The organism is Streptomyces sp. NPDC088147, assembly GCF_044741565.1.
In the GTDB taxonomy this organism is placed as follows: Bacteria; Actinomycetota; Actinomycetes; order Streptomycetales; family Streptomycetaceae; genus Streptomyces.
In genome coordinates this window covers 539874-562308 of sequence record NZ_JBIUSY010000004.1, presented here as the reverse complement: position 1 = coordinate 562308, position 22435 = coordinate 539874, and the positions used below count along the sequence as shown (strand labels likewise).

General features: G+C 69.8%; 23 protein-coding genes. 17 read left to right on the top strand and 6 right to left on the bottom strand.

The genetic code is table 11. The annotated features are described in order from the left end of the window. Entirely contained in the window at positions 1–1320 is a 1320-nt protein-coding gene (locus tag ACIOGX_RS17555) for a D-arabinono-1,4-lactone oxidase (protein WP_356511809.1), read from the bottom strand. After that, positions 1280–2527 carry an MFS transporter gene (locus ACIOGX_RS17550; RefSeq protein WP_383967622.1) on the bottom strand — a complete coding sequence of 416 codons (1248 nt, stop codon included), beginning with the start codon at positions 2525–2527 and terminating at the stop codon, positions 1280–1282. The genes ACIOGX_RS17555 and ACIOGX_RS17550 overlap by 41 nt, the downstream gene beginning before the upstream one ends. Before the next feature lie 179 nt (positions 2528–2706). Between ACIOGX_RS17550 and ACIOGX_RS17545 the strand changes: the two genes are divergently transcribed. Both ACIOGX_RS17545 and ACIOGX_RS17540 read left to right on the top strand, forming a co-directional pair. Then, positions 2707–3834, top strand: coding sequence for a ferrochelatase (locus tag ACIOGX_RS17545; RefSeq protein WP_356511805.1), 1128 nt, complete (start codon positions 2707–2709; stop codon positions 3832–3834). Between the two features lie 83 nt (positions 3835–3917). Continuing rightward, the gene (locus ACIOGX_RS17540) at positions 3918–4706 is read left to right on the top strand and encodes an inositol monophosphatase family protein (RefSeq protein ID WP_356511972.1); all 789 of its coding nucleotides are present in this window, start codon (positions 3918–3920) and stop codon (positions 4704–4706) included. A 153-nt stretch (positions 4707–4859) separates the two neighbouring features. Here the strand turns inward: ACIOGX_RS17540 and ACIOGX_RS17535 are convergent, their stop codons facing one another. Beyond that, positions 4860–5042, bottom strand: a complete 183-nt coding sequence (locus tag ACIOGX_RS17535) for a hypothetical protein (protein WP_129773576.1) — start codon at positions 5040–5042, stop codon at positions 4860–4862. Between the two features lie 350 nt (positions 5043–5392). On the opposite strand from ACIOGX_RS17535, the gene ACIOGX_RS17530 reads away from it, so the two are divergent. The 4 genes from ACIOGX_RS17530 to ACIOGX_RS17515 all read left to right on the top strand — a co-directional run bounded on the left by ACIOGX_RS17530 (position 5393) and on the right by ACIOGX_RS17515 (position 8910). Further along, the gene (locus ACIOGX_RS17530) at positions 5393–6046 is read left to right on the top strand and encodes a response regulator transcription factor (RefSeq protein WP_030350181.1); all 654 of its coding nucleotides are present in this window, start codon (positions 5393–5395) and stop codon (positions 6044–6046) included. Positions 6047–6051: 5 nt separating this feature from the next. Continuing rightward, complete coding sequence (locus ACIOGX_RS17525) at positions 6052–7284, top strand: HAMP domain-containing sensor histidine kinase (protein WP_129773675.1); 1233 nt, start codon at positions 6052–6054, stop codon at positions 7282–7284. 404 nt (positions 7285–7688) lie between these two features. Then, positions 7689–7985: a DUF4193 domain-containing protein gene (locus ACIOGX_RS17520; RefSeq protein ID WP_030350183.1), complete on the top strand. Its 297-nt coding sequence runs from the start codon at positions 7689–7691 to the stop codon at positions 7983–7985. 10 nt (positions 7986–7995) lie between these two features. Continuing rightward, positions 7996–8910: a hypothetical protein gene (locus ACIOGX_RS17515; protein WP_356511802.1), complete on the top strand. Its 915-nt coding sequence runs from the start codon at positions 7996–7998 to the stop codon at positions 8908–8910. Positions 8911–8945: 35 nt separating this feature from the next. Here ACIOGX_RS17515 and ACIOGX_RS17510 read toward each other — a convergent pair whose 3' ends face one another. Then, positions 8946–9404 (bottom strand): DUF3093 domain-containing protein, encoded by a 459-nt coding sequence (locus ACIOGX_RS17510; protein WP_356511800.1) that lies wholly within the window; start codon positions 9402–9404, stop codon positions 8946–8948. Positions 9405–9519: 115 nt separating this feature from the next. Here ACIOGX_RS17510 and ACIOGX_RS17505 point away from each other — a divergent pair, with 115 nt between their 5' ends. The 11 genes from ACIOGX_RS17505 (at position 9520) to ACIOGX_RS17455 (ending at position 20873) form a co-directional block, all read left to right on the top strand. After that, a complete protein-coding gene (locus tag ACIOGX_RS17505; protein ID WP_356511970.1) occupies positions 9520–10083 on the top strand; it encodes a PaaI family thioesterase in 564 nt (187 codons plus the stop codon). Further along, on the top strand, positions 10080–10604 hold the full coding sequence (gene dut, locus ACIOGX_RS17500; protein WP_356511798.1) for a dUTP diphosphatase: 525 nt from the start codon (positions 10080–10082) through the stop codon (positions 10602–10604). Before ACIOGX_RS17505 ends, dut begins: the two co-directional genes overlap by 4 nt. Position 10605: 1 nt before the next feature. Then, the gene (locus tag ACIOGX_RS17495) at positions 10606–11388 is read left to right on the top strand and encodes a DUF3710 domain-containing protein (RefSeq protein WP_356511796.1); all 783 of its coding nucleotides are present in this window, start codon (positions 10606–10608) and stop codon (positions 11386–11388) included. Positions 11389–11682: 294 nt separating this feature from the next. Next, complete coding sequence (gene kdpF / locus ACIOGX_RS17490) at positions 11683–11772, top strand: K(+)-transporting ATPase subunit F (protein WP_037727062.1); 90 nt, start codon at positions 11683–11685, stop codon at positions 11770–11772. Positions 11773–11775: 3 nt separating this feature from the next. Next, positions 11776–13440, top strand: a complete 1665-nt coding sequence (gene kdpA, locus ACIOGX_RS17485; RefSeq protein WP_401914075.1) for a potassium-transporting ATPase subunit KdpA — start codon at positions 11776–11778, stop codon at positions 13438–13440. Then, a complete protein-coding gene (gene kdpB, locus ACIOGX_RS17480) occupies positions 13437–15578 on the top strand; it encodes a potassium-transporting ATPase subunit KdpB (protein WP_401914072.1) in 2142 nt (713 codons plus the stop codon). Before kdpA ends, kdpB begins: the two co-directional genes overlap by 4 nt. 14 nt (positions 15579–15592) lie before the next feature. Next, a complete protein-coding gene (locus ACIOGX_RS17475) occupies positions 15593–16255 on the top strand; it encodes a potassium-transporting ATPase subunit C (protein ID WP_401914263.1) in 663 nt (220 codons plus the stop codon). A 125-nt stretch (positions 16256–16380) separates the two neighbouring features. Continuing rightward, positions 16381–18924: a sensor histidine kinase KdpD gene (locus ACIOGX_RS17470; protein WP_129773560.1), complete on the top strand. Its 2544-nt coding sequence runs from the start codon at positions 16381–16383 to the stop codon at positions 18922–18924. A gap of 26 nt (positions 18925–18950) precedes the next feature. After that, positions 18951–19640 (top strand): response regulator, encoded by a 690-nt coding sequence (locus ACIOGX_RS17465; protein WP_129773558.1) that lies wholly within the window; start codon positions 18951–18953, stop codon positions 19638–19640. Positions 19641–19673: 33 nt separating this feature from the next. Next, positions 19674–20060, top strand: coding sequence for an OB-fold nucleic acid binding domain-containing protein (locus tag ACIOGX_RS17460; RefSeq protein ID WP_165372066.1), 387 nt, complete (start codon positions 19674–19676; stop codon positions 20058–20060). Between the two features lie 3 nt (positions 20061–20063). Next, the gene (locus tag ACIOGX_RS17455; RefSeq protein ID WP_356511789.1) at positions 20064–20873 is read left to right on the top strand and encodes a DUF3159 domain-containing protein; all 810 of its coding nucleotides are present in this window, start codon (positions 20064–20066) and stop codon (positions 20871–20873) included. A 108-nt stretch (positions 20874–20981) separates the two neighbouring features. Here the strand turns inward: ACIOGX_RS17455 and ACIOGX_RS17450 are convergent, their stop codons facing one another. Beyond that, the gene (locus tag ACIOGX_RS17450; RefSeq protein ID WP_129773552.1) at positions 20982–21659 is read right to left on the bottom strand and encodes a TrkA family potassium uptake protein; all 678 of its coding nucleotides are present in this window, start codon (positions 21657–21659) and stop codon (positions 20982–20984) included. Beyond that, positions 21659–22327, bottom strand: coding sequence for a TrkA family potassium uptake protein (locus ACIOGX_RS17445; protein ID WP_129773550.1), 669 nt, complete (start codon positions 22325–22327; stop codon positions 21659–21661). Before ACIOGX_RS17445 ends, ACIOGX_RS17450 begins: the two co-directional genes overlap by 1 nt. Positions 22328–22435: the final 108 nt, after the last annotated feature.

Below are 22435 nucleotides of genomic sequence, written 5' to 3'. Positions count from 1 at the left end.
TCAGTCCCCGAGGACCCGGCGCAGATAGTCGTTCCCGAACAGCCGGTCCGGATCGAGCCGGTCCCGTAGCGCGGTGAACTCACCGAAGCGCGGATACACCCCGGACAGATAGGCCGCGTCCCTGGTGTGGATCTTCCCCCAGTGCGGCCGGCCGCCGTGCGCGGTCATGATCCGTTCCACGGCGGTGAAGTAGGAGCGGTACGGCGTGCCCCGGTACAGATGCACCGCGATGTACGCGCTCTCCCGGCCCGACGCCGTCGAGAGCGCGATGTCGTCCGCCGGAGCCGTCCGTATCTCCACCGGGAAACTCACCCGTAGTGGGGAACGCTCGATCATCGCCTTGACCTCGCGCAGCGCCCCGATCGCGGCCTCGCGCGGCAGCGCGTATTCCATCTCCACGAAGCGCACCCGGCGCGGGGAAGTGAAGACCTTGTAAGGGATGTCCGTGTACGTACGGGCGGAGAGGGCGCGACTGGAGATCTTGGCGAGTGCGGGGATCGTCGCGGGAACGGCGCGGCCGAGCGAACAGGCCGCCTGGAAGGCCCCGTTGGAGAGGAGTTCGTCCTCGATCCAGCCGCTGAGCCGGCCGGGCGGGGCCGCGAGGCCCGCGCTGCGGTTGTTGCGTTTGGTGTTGCAGTTGCCGGTGTGCGGGAACCAGTAGAACTCGAAGTGCTCGTTCTCCGCGACATGCTGGTCGAACTCGGCCGTGACCCGGTCGAAGCTCATCGGTTCCTCACGGGCCGTCAGCAGGAAGACCGGCTCCACCGCCAGGGTGACCGCGGTGACCACGCCCAGCGCGCCGAGCCCGATCCGGGCGGCGGCGAACACCTCCGGGTTCTCCTCGGCCGAGCAGCGCAGCAGCGAGCCGTCGGCCGTGACGAGATCCAGGCCCCGGATCTGCGCGGCTATGGAGGCCGAGTCCCGGCCGGTGCCATGGGTACCGGTGGAGGTCGCGCCCGCGACGGTCTGCTCCATGATGTCGCCCATATTGGTGAGCGACAGTCCCTCCCTGGCCAGCGCGGTGTTGAGGCGTTTCAGCGGGGTGCCCGCCGCGACGGTGACCGTGCCCGCCGCCCGGTCGGTCTCCCGGATGCCGGTCAGCAGATCGGGGCGTATCAGCACCCCGTCGGTGGCCGCGGCGGCGGTGAAGGAGTGGCCCGTACCGACGGCCTTGACCCGGAGACCGTCCTCCGCCGCCCGGCGTACGGTCGCGGTCAGCTCCTCGACGGAGGCCGGGGACACCACGCGGGCGGGACGGGCCGTGACGGTCCCCGCCCAGTTACGCCACGTTCTTGTGGCCGTCGTACGGTTCCCGGTCATCCGCCCCGTGCCCTCCCCGACTCGGTACCGGCCCGCGCAGCCGGCGAAAACCCAGGAACGCCACCACGGCCGCGGCCGCGCCCGCCGCGACGGGCACTCCGTACCCCGCCTCGGCCCCGGCCGCGTCGACCACCCAGCCTGCGGCCGACGAGCCGAGCGCCACGCCGACCGCGAGCCCGGTACTGGTCCAGGTCATGCCCTCGGTCAGCTTGGTGCGCGGTACGTGCGCTTCGACGAGGGCCATCGTCGTCACCATCGTCGGCGCGACGGAGAGACCCGCGACAAAGAGCGCCACGGCCAGGAACGGCAGGTTCCCGGCCAGTTGGAGGGGGATCATACTCAAGGCCATCACGCAGATACCCACCAGCCACCTCCGCGCGGGAGGCCCGGTGAAGTGCAGCAGCCCGAACACCACCCCGGCGAGACAGGATCCGAGCGCGTACACGGCCAGCACCAGACTCGCCGCCGCCTTGTGACCCCGCTCCTCCGCGAAGGCGACCGTCACCACATCGACCGCGCCGAAGATCGCCCCGGTCGCGACGAAGGTCGCCACCAGGACGCGCAGCCCGGGGGAGCGGAGGGCCGAACCCCCGGTGTGCTGCTCACGCGGCTGCGGTACGGGCTCGGTGGCGCGCTGCGCGGTCAGCCAGACGACACCGACGACCAGGAAGACGGCCGCGAGCAGCGGGCCCGCCTCCGGGAACCAGGCGGTCGAGAGCCCGATCGAGACGATCGGGCCGAAGATGAAGCACACCTCGTCGACGATCGACTCCCACGCGTACGCGGTGTGCAGCTCGCGCGGTGAGCCCCGGTAGATCGCGGCCCAGCGCGCCCGCACCATCGCGCCGAGGCTCGGCACACAGCCCGCGCCCGCGGCGAAGACGAACAAGGTCCAGTCGGGGGCGGACTGCTGGGCGCAGACGAGCAGCCCCGCCACGGACGTCACCGCGACCAGGGTCGCCGGGCGCAGGATCCGCCCCTGGCCGTGCCGGTCGACGAGCCGGGAGATCTGCGGACCGAACAGCGCGGCGGACATCGCCAGCGTCGCGGAGAGCGCCCCCGCCAGTCCATAGCGCCCGGTGAGCTGGGAGACCATCGTCACGATGCCGATGCCCATCATGGCCAGCGGCATCCTGCCGATCAGACCGGCCGCGCTGAATCCCTTGGTACCGGGAGCGGCGAATATCGCGTGGTAGGAACTGGGCAACGGACGCTCCGGTAAGGAATGAATCTGGCGATACAGCTTACGGCCGGGGCCCGCCGCGCGCGCCCCGATTTCCGGCCGGGCGGCTTCGGGAGCTCCGGGCGGCTCCCCGGGGGGTACTGGGCGGTGCGGGGCGGGGCGCGGTTGCCGCGCGCGGAGAGCCGGGTGGGAGGATCGGACACATGCCAGAACAGCTCGCGACTTCCCCCTACGACGCTCTTCTTCTGCTGTCCTTCGGCGGTCCCGAGGGCCCGGACGATGTGGTTCCGTTCCTGGAGAACGTGACCCGGGGCCGCGGCATCCCCAAGGAACGGCTGAAGGAAGTGGGCAAGCACTACTTCCTGTTCGGCGGGGTCAGCCCGATCAACGAACAGAACCGCGCCCTGCTGGGGGCACTGCGCAAGGACTTCGCCGAGCACGGGGTGGACCTGCCGGTCTACTGGGGCAACCGCAACTGGGCGCCGTATCTGACCGACACCCTGCGCGAGATGGTCGCGGACGGCCGGCGCCGTATCGCGGTCCTCGCCACCAGCGCGTACGCCTCGTACTCGGGCTGCCGGCAGTACCGCGAGAACCTCGCGGACGCGCTCGCCACCCTGGCCGACGAGGGGCTCGCGGTACCCCGGGTGGACAAGCTGCGCCACTACTTCAACCACCCCGGCTTCGTGCGCCCCATGGTCGACGGCGTGCTCGCGTCGCTCGCGGACCTGCCGGAGGACGTACGCGCGGGCGCGCACCTCGCCTTCACCACCCACTCCATCCCCGACGCCGCCGCCGACACCTCGGGGCCCGTCGAGGCCCACGGGGAGGGCGGCGCCTATGTGGCCCAGCATCTCGACGTCGCCCGGCTGATCGCGGACGCGGTCCGTGAGGAGACCGGCGTGGAGCACCCCTGGCGGCTCGTCTACCAGTCGCGCAGCGGCGCCCCGCACATCCCGTGGCTGGAGCCGGACATCTGCGACCACCTGGAGACCCTGCACGGCGCCGGAGTCCCCGCCGTCGTGATGGCCCCCATCGGTTTCGTCTCCGACCACATGGAGGTCCTGTACGACCTCGACACCGAGGCCACCGCCAAGGCCGCCGAGCTGGGGCTGCCCGTACGCCGCTCGGCGACGGTGGGGGCGGATCCGCGCTTCGCCGGGGCCGTCCGCGATCTCCTCCTGGAACGCGCCGCCACCGAGCGGGGGCGCGCGACGGAACGCTGCTCCCTGGGCGCGCTCGGCCCGAGCCATGACCTCTGCCCGGTCGGCTGCTGCCCCGCCCGTGCCCCCAGGCCCGCCGCGGCGGGCGCCGACAGCCCGTACGCCTGAAGGAGCCCGCTGTGACCGACGCCCCGCACGAGGACGCCCCGAACGAGGACACCGCGCACAAGGACACCGCGGCCGACGACGCCCTGAGCGGGGAACTGCTCGCCCTCGCCCTGGAGGCGGCGAACCGGGCCGGCGCGCTGCTGCGTGACGGCCGCCCCGACGATCTGGCCGTCGCCGCCACCAAATCCAGCCCCATCGATGTCGTCACCGAGATGGACATCGCGGCCGAGAAACTGATCACCGGCTATCTCTCGGAGCACCGCCCCGACGACGGCTTCCTCGGCGAGGAGGGCGCCAGCTCGGCGGGCAGCAGCGGGGTCCGCTGGGTCATCGACCCACTGGACGGCACGGTCAACTACCTTTACGGGCTGCCCACCTGGGCCGTCTCCATCGCCGCCGAACGCGACGGCGAGACGCTGGCCGGAGTCGTCGCGATCCCGTTGCGCCGTGAGATCTTCCGCGCCGTGCGCGGCGGCGGAGCCTTCCTCAACGACCGCCCGATCGGCTGCCGTCCCGCTCCGCCGTTGGAGCGCGCGCTGGTGTCGACCGGCTTCAACTACGTCACCGCCGTCCGCGCCCACCAGGCCGGAATCGCCCAGCGGCTGATCCCCCAGCTGCGCGACATCCGCCGCGGCGGCTCGGCGGCGTCCGACCTGTGCGATGTCGCGGCCGGACGGCTCGACGGCTACTACGAGCGCGGACTGCACCCCTGGGACCTGGCGGCCGGTGATCTCATCGCCCGTGAGGCGGGCGCGCTCACGGGCGGCCGTCCCGGCACCCGGCCCGGCTACGACCTGACGGTGGCCGCCACCCCCGGCGTCTTCGAACCCCTCCAGGCGCTGCTGGAGGAGTACGGCGCCTGGCACGACTAGGACGGACGGGCCAGGACACGGAAGGGCCCCGGCACCGTTCCCCTCGGTGCCGGGGCCCTTCTCTGTAGGTATCTACGGCTCTGTAAATGTCGTGATTCTGTATGTCTGTACGGCTATGGCTGTACGACGGTGTCTGTACGACCGCGGCGCAGGTCAGACGCCCGTGGCGGCGCCGACCTCCACATCCACGCCATGCTCGGCGGCAAGCCGGCGAAGGTCGTCCAGCTCTTCCTGTTCGACATCCGCGAGGAAGTCGTCGCCCGTTTCACGGGCATGAGTGAGATCCGTTTCCGTGGCCCTTATACGCTGCAGAAGCCCGGCGGTGAACGCGTCCATTGCGCCCCCTCGTCGTGGGTCAGTGGCACGGGGGTGTGCCGACGTCGTGGTCGGTGGCACGGGGGTGTGCCGACGGCGGGAAGATCACGCACCCACTGCCTCTGGATGACAGATAAGGGTGTGGCATGCCACAAACAGGGCGTGATCTCGGGTGTGAAATCGTCTTCCCCACGCTCCGCCGTCGAGAAACCTCAACGCATCCACAAATCCGGTTCATTCCCGGATGTGCCAGGTCATCCAGCATCGTCTTACCGCCGGTTTATGGCCGTTAAGGGCAGGATGGCCCCGCACAGCCAGTGATACAACCTGCCCTGATCACGGGTGACGGGCCCAGAGGAAGGAACAGCGACGTGCGCGTACTCGTCGTCGAGGACGAGCAACTGCTCGCCGATGCGGTGGCCACCGGACTGCGCCGGGAGGCCATGGCCGTCGACGTGGTGTACGACGGAGCGGCGGCCCTGGAGCGGATCGGGGTGAACGACTACGACGTGGTCGTGCTCGACCGCGACCTCCCCGTCGTCCACGGCGACGATGTCTGCCGGAAGATCGTCGAACTGGGGATGCCGACCCGCGTCCTCATGCTCACGGCCTCGGGCGACGTCAGCGACCGGGTCGAGGGGCTGGAGCTGGGCGCGGACGACTATCTGCCCAAGCCCTTCGCGTTCAGCGAGCTGACCGCGCGGGTACGGGCGCTCGGCCGTCGTACGACCGTACCGCTGCCTCCTGTACTGGAGCGCTCCGGGATCAAGCTCGACCCCAACCGCCGCGAGGTCTTCCGTGACGGCAGGGAGATCCAGCTCGCCCCCAAGGAATTCGCGGTGCTCGAAGTCCTGATGCGCAGCGAGGGCGCCGTCGTCTCTGCCGAGCAACTCCTGGAGAAGGCGTGGGACGAGAACACCGACCCGTTCACGAACGTCGTGCGCGTGACCGTCATGACACTGCGCCGCAAGCTCGGCGAGCCACCCGTGATCGTCACGGTGCCCGGCTCCGGTTACCGGATCTGATGTCGGTGTCCAGTACGCCCGCGCCCCCCGCGGCGCCGCCGAAACCGACCTGGGACCCCAGACGCCCGGACCCGTCGCTGCCCTGGGTGCGTCCGACCATCCGGATACGGCTCACGCTGCTCTACGGCGGCATGTTCCTGATCGCCGGCATCCTGCTGCTCTCGATCATCTATCTGCTGGCCGCGCAGGCCCTGCACGTGGGCAGCGAGCTGCCGTTCAAGATCGTGACGGGCAAGGTCAGCAGCGAGGTCTGCAACTTCCCGGACCAGGCGCCCCCGGAGGAGTTCAACGCGGCGATGAACGCCTGCGTCAACCACCAGCGCCAGCAGGCGCTCGACGATCTGCTCAGCCGCTCGCTCTTCGCGCTGGTCGGCCTCAGCGTCATCGCGTTCGCCTTCGGCTACGCGATGGCCGGCCGGGTCCTCTCCCCGCTGGGCCGGATCACCCGTACCGCGCGTCGCGTGGTCGGCTCCGACCTGTCCCGGCGCATCGAGCTGGACGGCCCCGACGACGAGCTGAAGGAGCTGGCCGACACCTTCGACGAGATGCTGGAGCGGCTGGAGCGGGCCTTCAGCGCGCAGCAGCGGTTCGTCGCGAACGCCTCGCACGAGCTGCGCACACCGCTCGCGATCAACCGCACCCTGCTGGAGGTCCATCTCTCCGATCCGGGGGCGCCCACGGAGCTCCAGCAGCTCGGCAAGACCCTGCTGGCCACCAATGAGCGCAGCGAACAACTGGTGGAGGGCCTGCTGCTGCTCGCCCGCAGCGACAACCAGATCGTGGAGCGAAAACCGGTCGATCTCGCCGAGGTCGCGACCCGCGCGGTGGACCAGGCGCTCTCCGAGGCGGAGGCGAAGGGCGTGGAGATCCGCGGCGAGCGCGTGCCCGCCGTCGTGCAGGGGAACGGCGTCCTGCTGGAAAGGATCGCGCTGAACCTGGTGCAGAATGCCGTCCGGTACAACGTCCCGGAGGACGGCTGGGTAGAGGTCACCACCGCCATCGAGCAGGGCCAGGCGGTCCTGGTGGTGTCGAACACCGGTCCCGTGGTTCCCGCGTACGAGATTGACAATCTCTTCGAGCCGTTCCGGCGGCTACGGACCGAGCGCACCGGCAGTGACAAGGGCGTTGGCCTGGGGCTTTCGATCGCCAGATCCGTCGCGCGTGCCCATGGCGGACGAATTCACGCCGAACCGCGCGAAGGCGGTGGACTCGTGATGCGTGTCACTCTCCCGGTCTGAGAGACTGCGCGGAGTGTTCAGGCAGCAAGATTGCTTTGTTCGCTTTGCGCGGAATTCTCGCCATCAGTTTTGGGCGGACCCATGTGTGATCGATCACAGGGGCGAATTCCCGCCTATCCACTCTGCGTGATCAAGCCTTCAACGGAAAGCCGGTAAAGTCCGGGTTTCCAGGGGTCGGGATCACGGGAAGTACACGGGGTGGCGCCCGTGAAGTACGACATTGGGACCGTGTACGGTCCCCTTCGCCACCCGAAGCCGATCACTCCACGTGAGTCCGGTTGGGTGTCGATTGAGTAACAGACCTTGATGTGAGGCAAAATCTCCGCCTCAGGTCGGGCACAAGTCCGGCCTCTCACGCGTTACCCGCGCTGAGACACCACAGACACCCAGAGGGGGAGAGCGACATGGCAACGGATTACGACACCCCACGCAAGACCGATGACGACGTCGATCAGGACAGCCTTGAGGAACTGAAGGCCCGTCGGAACGACAAGTCGACTTCAGCGGTCGACGTCGACGAGTTCGAGCAGGCCGAGGGCCTGGAACTGCCCGGCGCGGATCTCTCCAACGAGGAGCTGTCCGTCCGGGTGCTGCCCAGGCAGGCGGATGAGTTCACCTGCATGAGCTGCTTCCTGGTGCACCACCGCTCCCAGCTCGCCAGGGAGAAGAACGGTCAGCCCATCTGCCGCGACTGCGACTGAGGTCAGGCCCGTGGCAGGCGACACACCGTTCCGGAAACGGCGCTTCCGGCGTAAGAGTTCACCGGAGGTGTATGAGGGCGGCACAGGCCCGGCAGAAGGCGTTCAGCCCGCTGCCGAGCACTCCGCCCTGTCGCCCCGTTCCGGCGCGGGTGACGACGAGCGAGGCCGGCCGGCCTCGCTCGAGGCGGACCAGGAAGACCACGGCGGCCCCAAGACCGGGGGCCGGCGCCTGGACACCGTCAAACGGGGAGTACGCAGGGGCGGCGACAGCGCCAAGGCGGCGCTGGCCCATCTCGCCGACCGGATCATCGAGAACGCTCCTCGGGTCCCGGTCCGCGATCTCGCCACCCTCCGCAAGCAGTTCCCGGGCCTGGGTCCCGAGGAGCTGGCGGACAAGCTGGTCGCGGGCGCCGCGAACAGCAGCTCGACGGTCGGCGCGGGTATCGGCGCGGCCGCGATGCTGCCCGTACCGCCCGCGATGCCGGCCGAGCTGGCAGCCGAGATCACCGCCGTCGCCGCGATCGAGCTGAAGCTCATCGCGGAGCTGCACGAGGTCTACGGACTGCGCCCGCCCGGCTCGCTCAAGGAGCGCAGCGCCGCCTATCTGACGTCCTGGACGGAGGAGCGCGGGGTCGACATCACCAAACCGTCGACCTTCAACGGCGCGCTGAGCGGCCGGATGAAGCGCGAGCTGCGGCAGCAGATCATGAAGCGCACGGTCCGCAGTCTGCCGAACCTGGTTCCGTTCATGATCGGAGCGGCCGTCGGCGCGATGATGAACCGGCGGGACACCAAGAAGGTCGCCGAGCGCATCCGCAAGGACCTGCGGGCCCGCCAGATCCCCTGGGACGCGCTGCCCGCGCTGCCCCCGCTGGAGCGGCCCACGGAGCTTCCCGCCGAGCTGCCCAGGGAACTGGGCCACTAAGGGCTGGGGAACAGCCGCAGGCCCCCGAGCGGCTCTCAGCCGGTCCGTACCGCGTTCAGCGCCGCCGCCAGCGCCTTCGGGTCCCGCGTCGACAGATAGACGTACGGCGTCGGGTCCTCCGGGTCCGTGATCTCCACGCGCAGCGCCGTCGGCACGTAGCTGCGCAGCAGCATGAAGGCGCGCGGGTCGGCCTTGTGCAGCCGCCAGGCCCGCGCCTCCTCGTCGTCGAGCACCTCGGCCTCGCCGAGCGCCGACACCGGGATCCTCGCCTCGCCCGCGACCAGCGAGTCGGCCACCACCCGGATCCGTGCCGAGCCGTAGGAACTCACCCCGGCCGCGGCCAGCGCGCCCGCGCCGATCACCCCGCCGAGCATCGGCAGCAGCCCCATCGGCAGCGTGATCAGACCGCCCGCGACGGCGATCAGGGCGGCGATCCCCCACCAGGAAGGGGGGGCGGTCAGGCGTTCGTCGTAGCGCGTGGCGGAAGGCTCCATGAGGCCAAGCTTGGCACGGTGCGGCTCCCGGGCGACCGCGCGGGTAAGGTCTGCGCCTGTGAGTAACGTGCCATCCCCGGGAGCGCCTCCCGGATCCCCCGCGGGGCCGGGGCCCCTGACACCGCCGGCCGACGCCGTACCGCCGGTACGGCATCCCGACGCTCCCGCCCCCGGTGAGCCGCTCGGCGCGCACTACGAACACTGTTTCGGCTGCGGCGGGGCACAGCCCCACGGACTCCAGCTGCTGGCGCGTGCCGGTGAGGGAGTCCGTATCACCGCGGAGTTCACGGTCAAGCCCGCTCACCAGGGCGCCCCCGGGCTCGCGCACGGCGGTGTGCTGGCCACCGCGCTGGACGAGACGCTCGGCTCGCTGAACTGGCTGCTCCGCGTGATCGCCGTGACCGGCCGGCTCCAGACCGAGTTCGTACGGCCCGTACCGGTGGGCACGTCGCTCCATCTGGAGGCGGAGGCCACCGCCGTCCACGGGCGGAAGATCTACTGCACCGCCACCGGCAGGCTCGGTGGCCCCGAGGGCCCCGTCGCCGTCCGCGCCGATGCCCTTTTCATCGAGGTCAAGGTCGATCATTTCATCGACAACGGCCGCCAGGAGGAGATCCGGGCGGCCATGGCCGATCCCGACCAGATCAGGCGCGCCCGCGCCTTCGAGGTGAACCCATGAGCCCTGCCCCTGCCGGCCCCCTGGACGTACTGATCCGCCGTGTCGATCCGGAAGCCCCGCTTCCGTCGTATGGACACCCGGGTGACGCGGGAGCCGATCTGGTCACCACCGAGGCCGCGGAGCTCGCCCCCGGTGAGCGTGTGGTCCTGCCGACCGGGGTGGCCATCGCCCTGCCCGACGGCTACGCGGCCTTCGTGCACCCCCGCTCCGGGCTCGCCGCCCGCTGCGGTGTCGCTCTGGTGAATGCCCCGGGGACGGTGGATGCCGGGTACCGTGGAGAGATCAAGGTGATCGTGGTCAATCTGGACCCGCGCGAGAGCGTTCGGTTCGAGCGGTTCGACCGGATTGCCCAACTGATCGTCCAGCGGGTCGAGAAGGTGCGCTTCCATGAGGTGGCGGAACTTCCCGGCTCCGCGCGGGCCGAGGGGGGCTTCGGCTCCACCGGTGGTCATTCCGCCGTGGGCGGGGTACAGGGTGGGAATCGATACGCTTCGGTCGTATCCGACCGGGAAGGACAGTGACGTGTTCGGACGTCGCAAGAAGAGTGGTTCCGCAGAGGACACGGCGGACGCAGCGGGCGAGGCCGGGCAGTTCACGGACGGCGTCGGCGTGGACGCCGATGACAGCGAGGCGGGGGACACGCCCCGCCGGGCGAACCTTCCGCCGGCGCCCAGGCCCGACGGTCCCTGGGACATCTCCGAGATCTCCAAGCCCGAAGAGGGCCGGGTGGATCTGGGGGGCGTCTTCGTCCCCGCCGTCGACGGCATGGAGCTGCGGGTGGAGGTCGCCGGTGACGCGATCGTCGCCGCCACCGTCGTCGTGCGCGACAGCGCCGTACAGCTCCAGGCTTTCGCCGCGCCCAAGAAGGAAGGCATCTGGGGCGAGGTCCGCGAGGAGATCGCCTCCGGCATCACCCAGCAGGGCGGCATCATCGACGAGGTCGAGGGCCCGCTGGGCTGGGAGCTGCGCGCCCAGGTCCCCGTTCAGCTGCCGGACGGCACCGGAGGCGTACAGCTGGTGCGCTTCATCGGCGTCGACGGACCGCGCTGGTTCCTGCGCGGTGTGATCTCCGGGCAGGGCGCGGTGCAGCCCGAGGCCGCGGGGCTGCTCGAACAGATCTTCAGGGACACCGTCGTCGTACGCGGCGAGGGACCGATGGCGCCCCGCGACCCCATCGTCCTCAAGCTGCCGGACGACGCGCAGATGGTGGCCGAGGGCGTCCAGCAGGAGGAGCAGGAGGGATCCCGCTTCTCCGGTGGCATGGGACAGCTCCAGCGCGGTCCGGAGATCACCGAAGTGCGCTGACACCTGATCGGAAATAGCGTGGGCCGCACCCCTTCACGGGGTGCGGCCCATCGTCGTTTCCCCTTGTCTCCTCACTGGTCACGGGTGTGACCGTAGGAAACGCGTCAAGCGAGAGCTCCCCTCCGTATGAGACCCGTCAACGGAGGCGGAGTCCGCCGAAACAGCGGGTTTCCTCAGGGGGTCATATCCTCCCGCACTCATTCAGGAGCACCCGATGGCCGATCTGGCCTTCGTCGCCACCACGATCGCGGTCTTCGCGCTGGTGGCTCTCATCGCCAAGGGGGTGACGAAGCTGTGACCGCCGAGAACATCGTCGGCCTGGTCGTGGCCGTCGCCCTGCTGGGCTATCTCGTCCTCGCCCTCCTCTTCCCGGAGAGGTTCTGAGTGATGAGCCCCGTCCTCGCCGGTGTGCTCCAGCTGCTCGCCCTGATAGCGGCGCTCGCTCTGGTCTACCGCCCCCTCGGCGACTACATGGCCCGTGTCTACAGCTCGCCCAAGCACCTCAGGGCCGAGAAGTGGATCTACCGTGCCATCGGCGCCGATCCCGCCACCGAGATGCGCTGGCCCGCCTATCTGCGCGGGGTCCTCGCCTTCTCCGTGATCAGCGTCCTGTTCCTGTATCTGCTCCAGCGGGTGCAGGGCGGTCTTCCGGGCTCGCTCGGCTTCGCGTCGATCGACCCGGACCAGGCGTTCAACACGGCCGCGTCCTTCGTCTCCAACACCAACTGGCAGTCGTACTACGGCGAGCAGGCCATGGGCCACGTCGTACAGACCGGCGGCCTCGCGGTGCAGAACTTCCTCTCGGCCGCCGTCGGCATGGCCGTCGCGGTCGCGCTCGTACGCGGCTTCGCCCGCTCCCGCACCGGTGAGCTGGGCAACTTCTGGTCGGACCTGGTGCGCGGCACCGTCCGGATCCTGCTGCCGATCTCCGTCATCGGCGCGATCATCCTGGTCGCCTGCGGTGCCATCCAGAACTTCGCGGGCATCCACGAGGTCGGTCAGTTCATGGGCGGCGCGCAGCAGTGGAACGGCGGCGCGGTCGCCTCGCAGGAGGTCATCAAGGAGCTGGGCACCAACGGCGGCGGTTACTTCAACGCCAACTCCGCCCACCCCTTCGAGAACCCCAATCCGGTCTCCAACCTCTTCGAGATCTTCCTGATCCTGCTCATCCCGTTCGCGATGACGCGCACCTTCGGCCGGATGGTGGGCAGCCTCCGCCAGGGCTACGCGATCCTCGTCGCGATGGTGACGATCTGGCTCGGTTTCACCGCGCTGATGATGTGGACCGAGTTCCACCACGGCGGCCCGGCGTTCGACATCGCGGGCGGCGCGCTGGAGGGCAAGGAGACCCGCTTCGGGGTCGCCGGCTCGTCGATCTTCGGGGTGGCCACCACCCTCACCTCGACCGGCGCGGTCAACGCCTTCCTCTCCTCGTTCACCGGATACGGCGGCGGCATCGCGCTGCTGGGCATGCAGCTCGGTGAGATCGCGCCCGGCGGCGTCGGCTCCGGTCTCTACGGCATGCTGATCATGGCCGTCATCGCGGTGTTCATCGCGGGTCTGATGGTCGGACGTACGCCCGAGTATCTGGGCAAGAAGATCGGCAGCCGCCAGATCAAGTTCGCCGCGTCGTACATCCTGATCACCCCGGCGCTGGTGCTCTGCTTCACCGCCGTGGCCATGGCGCTGCCCACCCCGGGCAACTCCATGACGAACTCGGGGCCGCACGGCTTCACCGAGATCCTGTACGCGTACACCTCGGGCGCCAACAACAACGGTTCGGCCTTCGCCGGGCTCAACGCGGACACCCAGTGGTTCAACACCACGATCGGGCTGGCGATGCTGCTCGGCCGCTTCGTGCCCATGGTGTTCGTCCTCGCGCTGGCCGGCTCGCTCGCCGAGCAGAGCCCCGTACCCAAGACCGCGGGCACGCTCCGGACGGAGAAACCGCTGTTCAGCGGGGTTCTCGTGGGCACGATCCTGATCGTCGCCGGACTGACCTACTTCCCGGCGCTGGCGCTGGGGCCGCTGGCCGAAGGGCTGGCGTCATGAACACTCGTACGAAGCATGAGGACGCGATGTCCAGTACCACTCCGGCCCGCGCGCCGCACAGCGATGTTCCCACCGGGCACAAACCCGATGACGGACGCGTCGGCGGGGGCCTGTTCGACCCCAAGCAGCTCCTGCGCTCCTTCCCGGAGGCGTTGAGGAAACTCGATCCCCGGTCGATGGCCAAGTCGCCCGTGATGTTCGTCGTCCTCATCGGCTCCGTCATGAGTACGGTCTTCGCCGCGCTGGAACCGGGTGACTGGTTCGGCTGGGCCGTGGCCATCTGGCTCTGGCTGACGACGATCTTCGCCAATCTGGCGGAGGCCGTCGCCGAGGGGCGCGGCAAGGCGCAGGCCGACACCCTGCGCAAGGCCAAGACCGACACCGTCGCCCGCCGCGTCATCGGCGCGAGCGAGGAGCGGGTGCCCGGTACGGAGCTGCGCGTCGGCGATCTGGTCGTCTGCGAGGCAGGCGACATCATCCCCGGCGACGGTGATGTGGTCGACGGCGTCGCCTCCGTCGACGAGTCGGCCATCACCGGTGAATCGGCGCCCGTCATCCGGGAGTCGGGCGGCGACCGCTCGGCCGTCACCGGCGGGACGAAGGTCCTCTCCGACCGTATTGTCGTCAAGATCACGACGAAGCCCGGCGAGACCTTCATCGACCGGATGATCGCGCTGGTGGAGGGCGCGGCCCGGCAGAAGACCCCCAACGAGATCGCGCTGAACATCCTGCTCGCGTCCCTCACCATCGTCTTCCTGCTCGCGGTCGTTACGCTCCAGCCGTTCGCGGTCTACGCGGGCCAGCGCCAGTCGATGATCGTGCTGATCGCGCTGCTGGTCTGTCTGATCCCGACCACGATCGGCGCGCTGCTCTCCGCGATCGGCATCGCGGGCATGGACCGGCTCGTCCAGCGGAACGTGCTCGCCATGTCGGGGCGCGCGGTCGAGGCCGCGGGCGATGTCTCGACCCTGCTGCTCGACAAGACCGGCACGATCACCCTCGGCAACCGGCAGGCCGCCGAGTTCGTTCCGGTCAAGGGGGTGACGGAGGCCGAACTCGCCGACGCGGCCCAGCTCTCCTCGCTGGCCGACGAGACCCCCGAGGGCCGCTCCATCGTGGTGCTGGCCAAGGAGAAGTACGGGCTGCGCGAGCGCCACCAGGGCGAGCTGACCGGCGCCGAATGGGCGGCCTTCACGGCCCAGACCCGGATGTCGGGCGTCGACCTCGTGGAGAACGGGACGCGCCGCAAGGTCCGCAAGGGCGCGACCGGCTCGGTCATCGCCTGGGTCGAGGAGCGCGGCGGCCCGGTGTCCGAGGACACCAGGGAACTCACCAACGCGATCTCGGAGGCCGGTGGCACGCCGCTGCTGGTCGCCCTGGAGGACGCCGGCGGGGCCCGGGTGCTCGGTGTCATCCACCTCAAGGACGTGGTCAAGGAGGGGATGCGGGAGCGGTTCGACGAGCTGCGCCGCATGGGAATCAAGACCGTCATGATCACCGGTGACAACCCGCTGACCGCACGGGCGATCGCGGAGGAGGCCGGCGTGGACGACTTCCTCGCCGAGGCCACCCCCGAGGACAAGATGGCCCTCATCCGGCGCGAGCAGGCGGGCGGCAAGCTCGTCGCGATGACCGGCGACGGGACGAACGACGCCCCGGCGCTGGCGCAGGCGGATGTCGGCGTGGCCATGAACACCGGTACGTCGGCCGCCAAGGAGGCCGGGAACATGGTGGACCTGGACTCCAACCCGACCAAGCTCATCGAGATCGTCGGCATCGGCAAGCAGCTGCTCATCACCCGTGGCGCGCTGACGACCTTCTCCATCGCCAACGACGTCGCGAAGTACTTCGCGATCATCCCCGCGATGTTCGCGGTCGTCTATCCGAGCCTGGACAGGCTCAACATCATGCGGCTGTCCTCGCCGGAGTCCGCGATCCTCTCCGCGGTCATCTTCAACGCGCTGATCATCGTCGCGCTCGTACCGCTCGCGCTCAGAGGCGTGCGCTACCGGCCGATGAGCGCCGACAGGATGCTCCGCAGGAATCTGGGGATCTACGGCCTCGGCGGACTGGTCGCCCCCTTCATCGGCATCAAGATCATCGATCTGCTCCTCTCCCTCATCCCCGGCATCGGGTGAACGGCATGACATCCATGAACAGCTCGGCACGCAACACCGCGCGGCTCCTCGGAGCCGGAGCGCGCGCTCTCCTCGTCCTCACCGTCCTGTGCGGGGTGCTCTACCCGCTGGCCGTCACCGGCGTCGCCCAGGGCCTCTTCCCCCATCAGGCGAACGGGTCCGAGGTCAAGGAGGCCGGCAAGGTCGTCGGCTCCTCGCTCATCGGCCAGCGCTACGACCTGCCGCTGAAGAAGGGCCAGGAGACCCCGGCGCCCGACCTCAAGTGGTTCCAGCCGCGCCCGTCCAACGGCCTGGGCAGCAACAGCGTCAACACGCAGTACAAGCTGATCCTCTCCGGGGCCACCAACCGGTCGGGCGACAACGAAGAGCTGATCAAGTGGGTCAAGGACGCCAAGGCCGCCGTCGTCAAGGACAACTCAACCCCCGGTTACCGGGTCCCGGCCTCCGCCGTGCCGCCGGACGCCGTCACCTCCTCGGGCTCCGGCCTCGACCCGGACATCTCACCGGCGTACGCCCGGCTCCAGGTCCACCGGGTGGCCGAACGGAACCATCTCTCCGTCGCGCAGGTGGAGAAACTGGTCGAGGACCACACCCAGCAGCGCGTTCTCGGCTTCGTCGGGGAACCCCGGGTGAATGTCCTCGCGCTCAACGTCGCGCTGCGGGAGATGGTCGGCTGACCATCAGAATCGTGTCAAGACCGACTCACGAGACCGGTGCCGCCCCTTTTGCCGCTTTTCCTGGCTGTATTTTCGACGCAGCCGACGCGTCGGACGCGGTGGCTCTTCTGGAAGACAATGGGGCCATGGGACGCGGCAAGCTTCGGATCTATCTGGGCGCGGCACCGGGCGTCGGCAAGACGTACGCGATGCTCTCCGAGGCGCACCGCAGGGTGGAGCGCGGCACGGACTGTGTCGTGGCGTTCGTGGAGCATCATGACCGGCCGCGTACGGAAGTGATGCTGCACGGGCTCGAAGCCGTCAGGCGGCGCGAGCTGGAGTACCGCGGCACGGTCTTCACGGAGATGGACATCGACGCGGTGCTGGAGCGCCGCCCGGCCGTCGCGCTGGTCGACGAGCTGGCGCACACCAATGTGCCCGGCTCCCGCAACGCCAAGCGCTGGCAGGACGTCGAAGAGCTGCTCAAGGCCGGGATCGAGGTCGTGTCCTCGGTCAATATCCAGCACCTGGAGTCACTCGGCGACGTCGTCGAGTCGATAACCGGTGTACGGCAACAGGAGACCGTCCCCGACGAGATGGTGCGGCGCGCCGACCAGATCGAGCTGGTCGACATGTCACCCCAGGCGCTGCGGCGGCGGATGGCGCACGGCAATGTCTACAAGCCCGACAAGGTCGACGCGGCGCTCTCGCACTACTTCCGCCCCGGCAACCTCACCGCGCTGCGTGAGCTGGCGCTGCTCTGGGTCGCCGACCGGGTGGACGAATACCTCCAGCAGTACCGGGGCGAGCACAACATCCGCTCCACCTGGCAGGCCCGGGAGCGCATCGTCGTCGGACTCACCGGCGGGCCGGAGGGGCGTACGCTCATCCGCCGCGCCGCCCGGATGGCCGCGAAGGGCTCCGGCAGCGAGATCCTGGCCGTCTACATAGCCAGGAGCGACGGTCTGACCGCCGCCTCGCCCAAGGAGCTGGCGGTCCAGCGCAAGCTGGTCGAGGATCTGGGCGGCACCTTCCACCATGTCATCGGCGACGACATCCCCTCCGCGCTGCTCGAATTCGCGCGCGGGGTCAACGCCACACAGATCGTGCTGGGCTCCAGCCGGCGCAAGACCTGGCAGTACATCTTCGGACCCGGTGTCGGCGCCACCGTGGCCCGGGAGTCCGGGCCCGATCTGGACGTCCATATCGTCACGCACGAGGAGGCCGCCAAGGGGCGCGGGCTGCCGGTGGCGCGCGGGGCCAGGCTCGGCCGCTCCCGGATCGTCTGGGGCTGGCTGGCCGGGGTCGCCGCGCCCGTACTGCTCTCGCTGCTGCTGACGGCGCTGGACAACAGCCTGGGACTCGCCAACGACGTCCTGCTGTTCCTCTTCCTGACCGTGCTGGCCGCGCTGCTCGGCGGGCTGCGGCCCGCGCTCGCCTCGGCCGCCGCGGGCTCGCTGCTGCTCAACTTCTACTTCACGCCGCCCACGCACACGCTGACCGTGGCGGATCCCAAGAACCTGGTCGCCATCGTGATCTTCTTCGCGGTGGCCGTGTCGGTGGCCTCCGTGGTGGATCTGGCGGCCCGCCGTACCCACCAGGCGGCCCGGCTGCGCGCCGAGTCCGAGATCCTCTCGTTCCTGGCCGGCAGCGTGCTGCGCGGGGAGACCACGCTGGACGCGCTGCTGGAGCGGGTGCGTGAGACGTTCTCCATGGAGTCCGTGGCGCTTCTCGAACGTATGAGCGATGTCGACCCCTGGACCCGGGCGGGCAGCGTCGGACCGCACCCCGTCGACCGCCCCGAGTCCGCCGATGTGGACATGCCGGTCGGCGACCATATGGCGCTGGCGCTCACCGGCCGCGTCCTGCCCGCCGAGGACCGCCGGGTGCTCGCCGCCTTCGCCGCCCAGGCCGCCGTCGTACTCGACCGGCAGCGCCTGGTGGGGGAGGCGGAACAGGCCCGCGCGCTCGCCGAGGGCAACCGCATCCGTACGGCGTTGCTCGCGGCCGTCAGCCACGATCTGCGCACCCCGCTGGCGAGCATCAAGGCCTCGGTCACCTCGCTGCGCTCCGACGACGTCGAGTGGTCAGAGGAGGACCGGGCGGAGCTGCTGGAGGGCATCGAGCACGGCGCCGACCGGCTGGACCATCTGGTCGGCAATCTGCTCGACATGTCCCGGCTCCAGACCGGCACCGTCACCCCGCTGATGCGGGAGATCGACCTCGATGAGGTGGTCCCGTGGGCGCTCGGCGGCGTCCCGGAGAACAGCGTGGAGCTGGACATCCCCGAATCGCTGCCCATGGTGAACGTCGACCCCGGTCTGCTGGAGCGCGCGGTCGCCAATATCGTCGAGAACGCCGTCAAGTACAGCCCCGAGGGACGGCACGTCACCGTCGCGGCCAGCGCGCTGGGCGCGCGGGTCGAGGTACGGGTCGTGGACCGGGGCCCCGGGGTCCCCGAGGATGCCAAGGAACGGATCTTCGAACCCTTCCAGCGCCACGGCGACGCGCCGCGCGGCGCCGGCGTCGGCCTCGGACTGGCGGTCGCCCGCGGCTTCGTGGACGCGATGGGGGGCACGCTGGCCGCCGAGGACACCCCCGGTGGCGGTCTGACCATGGTCCTCACCCTCTCAGCGGCGTCCGGACGCGAGCCGGTACGCCCCGAACCACCCGCCCGGTCCCTCACATGACCGGGACAGCAGAAAGGCAGGCCCCTATGACCCGGGTGCTCGTGGTCGACGACGAGCCGCAGATCGTACGCGCGCTGGTGATCAATCTGAAGGCGCGCAAGTACGAGGTGGACGCGGCCTCCGACGGCGCGAGCGCGCTGGAACTGGCCGCGGCCCGCCACCCCGATGTCGTCGTGCTCGATCTCGGCCTCCCGGACATGGACGGCGTCGAGGTGATCAAGGGCCTGCGCGGCTGGACCCGCGTACCGATCCTGGTGCTCTCCGCGCGCCACACCTCCGACGAGAAGGTCGAGGCGCTGGACGCGGGCGCGGACGACTATGTCACCAAGCCCTTCGGCATGGACGAACTGCTGGCCAGACTGCGCGCGGCGGTCCGGCGGGCCGAGCCGGTCGGCGGCGACGGCGACGAGACGGTCTCGGTCGTGGAGACCGAGGGGTTCACCGTCGATCTGGCCGCCAAGAAGGTCCACCGCGAGGGCAGGGACGTCCGCCTCACCCCGACCGAGTGGCATCTGCTGGAGGTGCTCGTACGGAACACCGGCCGGCTGGTCAGCCAGAAGCAGCTCCTCCAGGAGGTCTGGGGCCCGTCGTACGGCACCGAGACCAACTATCTGCGGGTCTACATGGCGCAGCTGCGCCGCAAGCTGGAGGCGGATCCGTCGCACCCCAGGCACTTCGTCACCGAACCGGGCATGGGCTATCGGTTCGAGCGTTGATCCGGCGCGCCCATACCCCGGTACGCTTTGTGCATGAGTGCTGAGAAGCCGACCGGCCGTTTCCGCCGGATGCTCGACCGGCTCTCCAGCTCCCAGGAGGATCTGGAGTCGGAAGAACTGCAGGAGGACGCGCAGGCTTCGGGCTGTACGCGCATCTCCGACTGCAACGACCGCCAGATCGTCCGGGTGACTGGTACGTTGCGGACGGTCACCCTGCGTCCGCGGGCCGGCGTACCCGCGCTGGAGGCGGAGCTGTTCGACGGCACCGCGCCGCTGGACGTGGTGTGGCTGGGCCGGCGCTCGATCGTGGGCATAGAGCCGGGCCGCAAGCTGATCGCCTCCGGCCGGATCTCCCTGAGCCACGGCCGGCGGGTGCTGTTCAATCCCAAATACGAACTCCGACCACTCGGACAGGAGTAGCCGGTGACGTCACCCGACAAGCCCGCCGCCTCGACCCCTTCCCCCACCGCTTCCTCCGCCTCACCCGCCACTGCGTCCTCCGGCACCCCGGCCGCTTCGGACGGTGATGCGAAAGCCGTCACCGAGGCGGCTCTTTTCGAGGCTTTCGGCGGTCTGCGCGGCATGGTGGAGACGGTCCTTCCCGGCCTGCTCTTCGTCACGATCTTCACGGTCAACAAGGACCTGCACGCGTCGGCGATCGCCGCGCTGGCCGTCTCGCTGCTGCTCGTCGTGGTCCGGCTGATCCGCCGGGACACCGTCAAGCACGCCTTCAGCGGCGTCTTCGGCGTCGCGTTCGGTGTCGTCTTCGCGATGATGACCGGCGATGCCAAGGACTTCTATCTGCCGGGCATGCTCTACACGCTGGGGCTGGCGGTCGCGTACATCGTCACCACGCTCGCGGGCGTGCCGCTGATCGGACTGATCCTCGGCCCCGTCTTCAAGGAGAACCTCTCCTGGCGCACCCGTAACCCGGGCCGCAAGAAGGCGTACGCCAAGGCCAGTTGGGCCTGGGGGCTGATCCTGCTCGCCAAGTGCGCGATCCTCTTCCCGCTCTACTGGTGGGCGGACACCACCCAGCTCGGCTGGATCCTGATCGCGCTCAAGATCCCGCCGTTCCTGCTGGCGGTCTATCTGACCTGGGTCTTCCTGGCGAAGGCGCCGCCGCCGATCGATGTGTTCGCCGAGATGGAGGCGGAGGAGCGGGCGGAGAAGGAGCGCGCGGCGGCCGTCGCCGCGACGACCGACGGGTCGGGGCCGCGGCACCGCCGCTAGGGCGTGTCTGAGCGGACAGCCTTCGGGCGCCGGACGGGCGGGGTTTCGCCTGTCCGGCGCCCGAAGGCTTGTCCGGGCCCGGAGAGTCCCGTCCGGCGCCCGGGAGCGTCAGCCGGTCGTCTCCTCGCGCCGTACCGACAGCAGATCCTCCAGCTGCTCCTCGCGGGCCTGGGCCGCCACGAACAGCAGCTCGTCGCCCGCCTCCAGGGTCTCCTCCGGATTCGGGGTGAGAACGCGCGTCCCGCGGATGATCGTGACCAGCGAGGTGTCCTCGGGCCAGGTCACATCGCCGACCTGCGTACCGGTCACCGCCGACTCCGGCGGCAGCGTCAGCTCGACCAGGTTGGCGTCGCCGTGGCTGAAGCGCAGCAGCCGTACGAGATCGCCGACGCTCACCGCCTCCTCGACCAGCGCCGACATCAGACGCGGCGTCGAGACCGCGACGTCCACGCCCCAGGACTCGTTGAAGAGCCACTCGTTCTTGGGGTTGTTGACCCGGGCCACCACCCGCGGGACGCCGTACTCGGTCTTCGCGAGCAGCGAGACGACCAGATTGACCTTGTCGTCGCCGGTCGCGGCGATCACGACATGGCAGCGCTGGAGCGCCGCCTCGTCCAGCGAGGTGATCTCGCAGGCGTCGGCCAGCAGCCATTCCGCCAGCGGCACCCGTTCCACCGAGATGGCCGTCGGTGCCTTGTCGATCAGCAGGATCTCGTGCCCGTTCTCCAGCAGCTCGCCCGCGATGGAACGGCCCACCGCACCTGCCCCGGCAATCGCGACGCGCATCAGTTCACGCCTCCTTCCGGGCCCTCGGCGAATGCCGCCTCGACCTTCTCGATGTCGTCCGTACGCATCATCACGTGGACGAGATCGCCCTCCTGCAGCACGGTCTGGGACGTCGGCAGCATCGCCTCGCCCAGCCGGGTCAGAAACGCGACACGGACGCCCGTCTCCTCCTGGAGCGTGCTGATCTTGTGGCCGATCCAGCTCTCCGCGGTGTGCACCTCGGCGAGCTGGACGCCGCCGCTGGGATCGCGCCACAGCGGCTCCGCGCCGGACGGCAGCAGCCGGCGCATCATCTGGTCGGCGGTCCAGCGGACCGTGGCCACGGTCGGGATGCCCAGCCGCTGGTAGACCTCGGCGCGCTTCGGGTCGTAGATACGGGCGGCCACGTTCTCGATGCCGAACATCTCGCGCGCCACCCGGGCGGCGATGATGTTGGAGTTGTCGCCGCTGCTCACCGCGGCGAAGGCGCCGGCGTCCTCGATCCCCGCGTCGCGCAGGGTGTCCTGGTCGAACCCGACGCCGCTGACGCGACGGCCGCCGAAACCGGAGCCGAGCCGTCGGAACGCGGTGGGGTCCTGGTCGATGACGGCGACGGTGTGCCCCTGCTGCTCCAGGTTCTGCGCGAGTGCGGCACCCACCCGGCCACAGCCCATGATGACAATATGCACGGCCCTACCCCGCACTCCTCATACCCCACCTGAACTGCGAATACATCGTGCTCATTTCTCTTCTCTCGGCTCGCCGGGCAACACGTTGCGGGCACTTGGAGGCCCGCG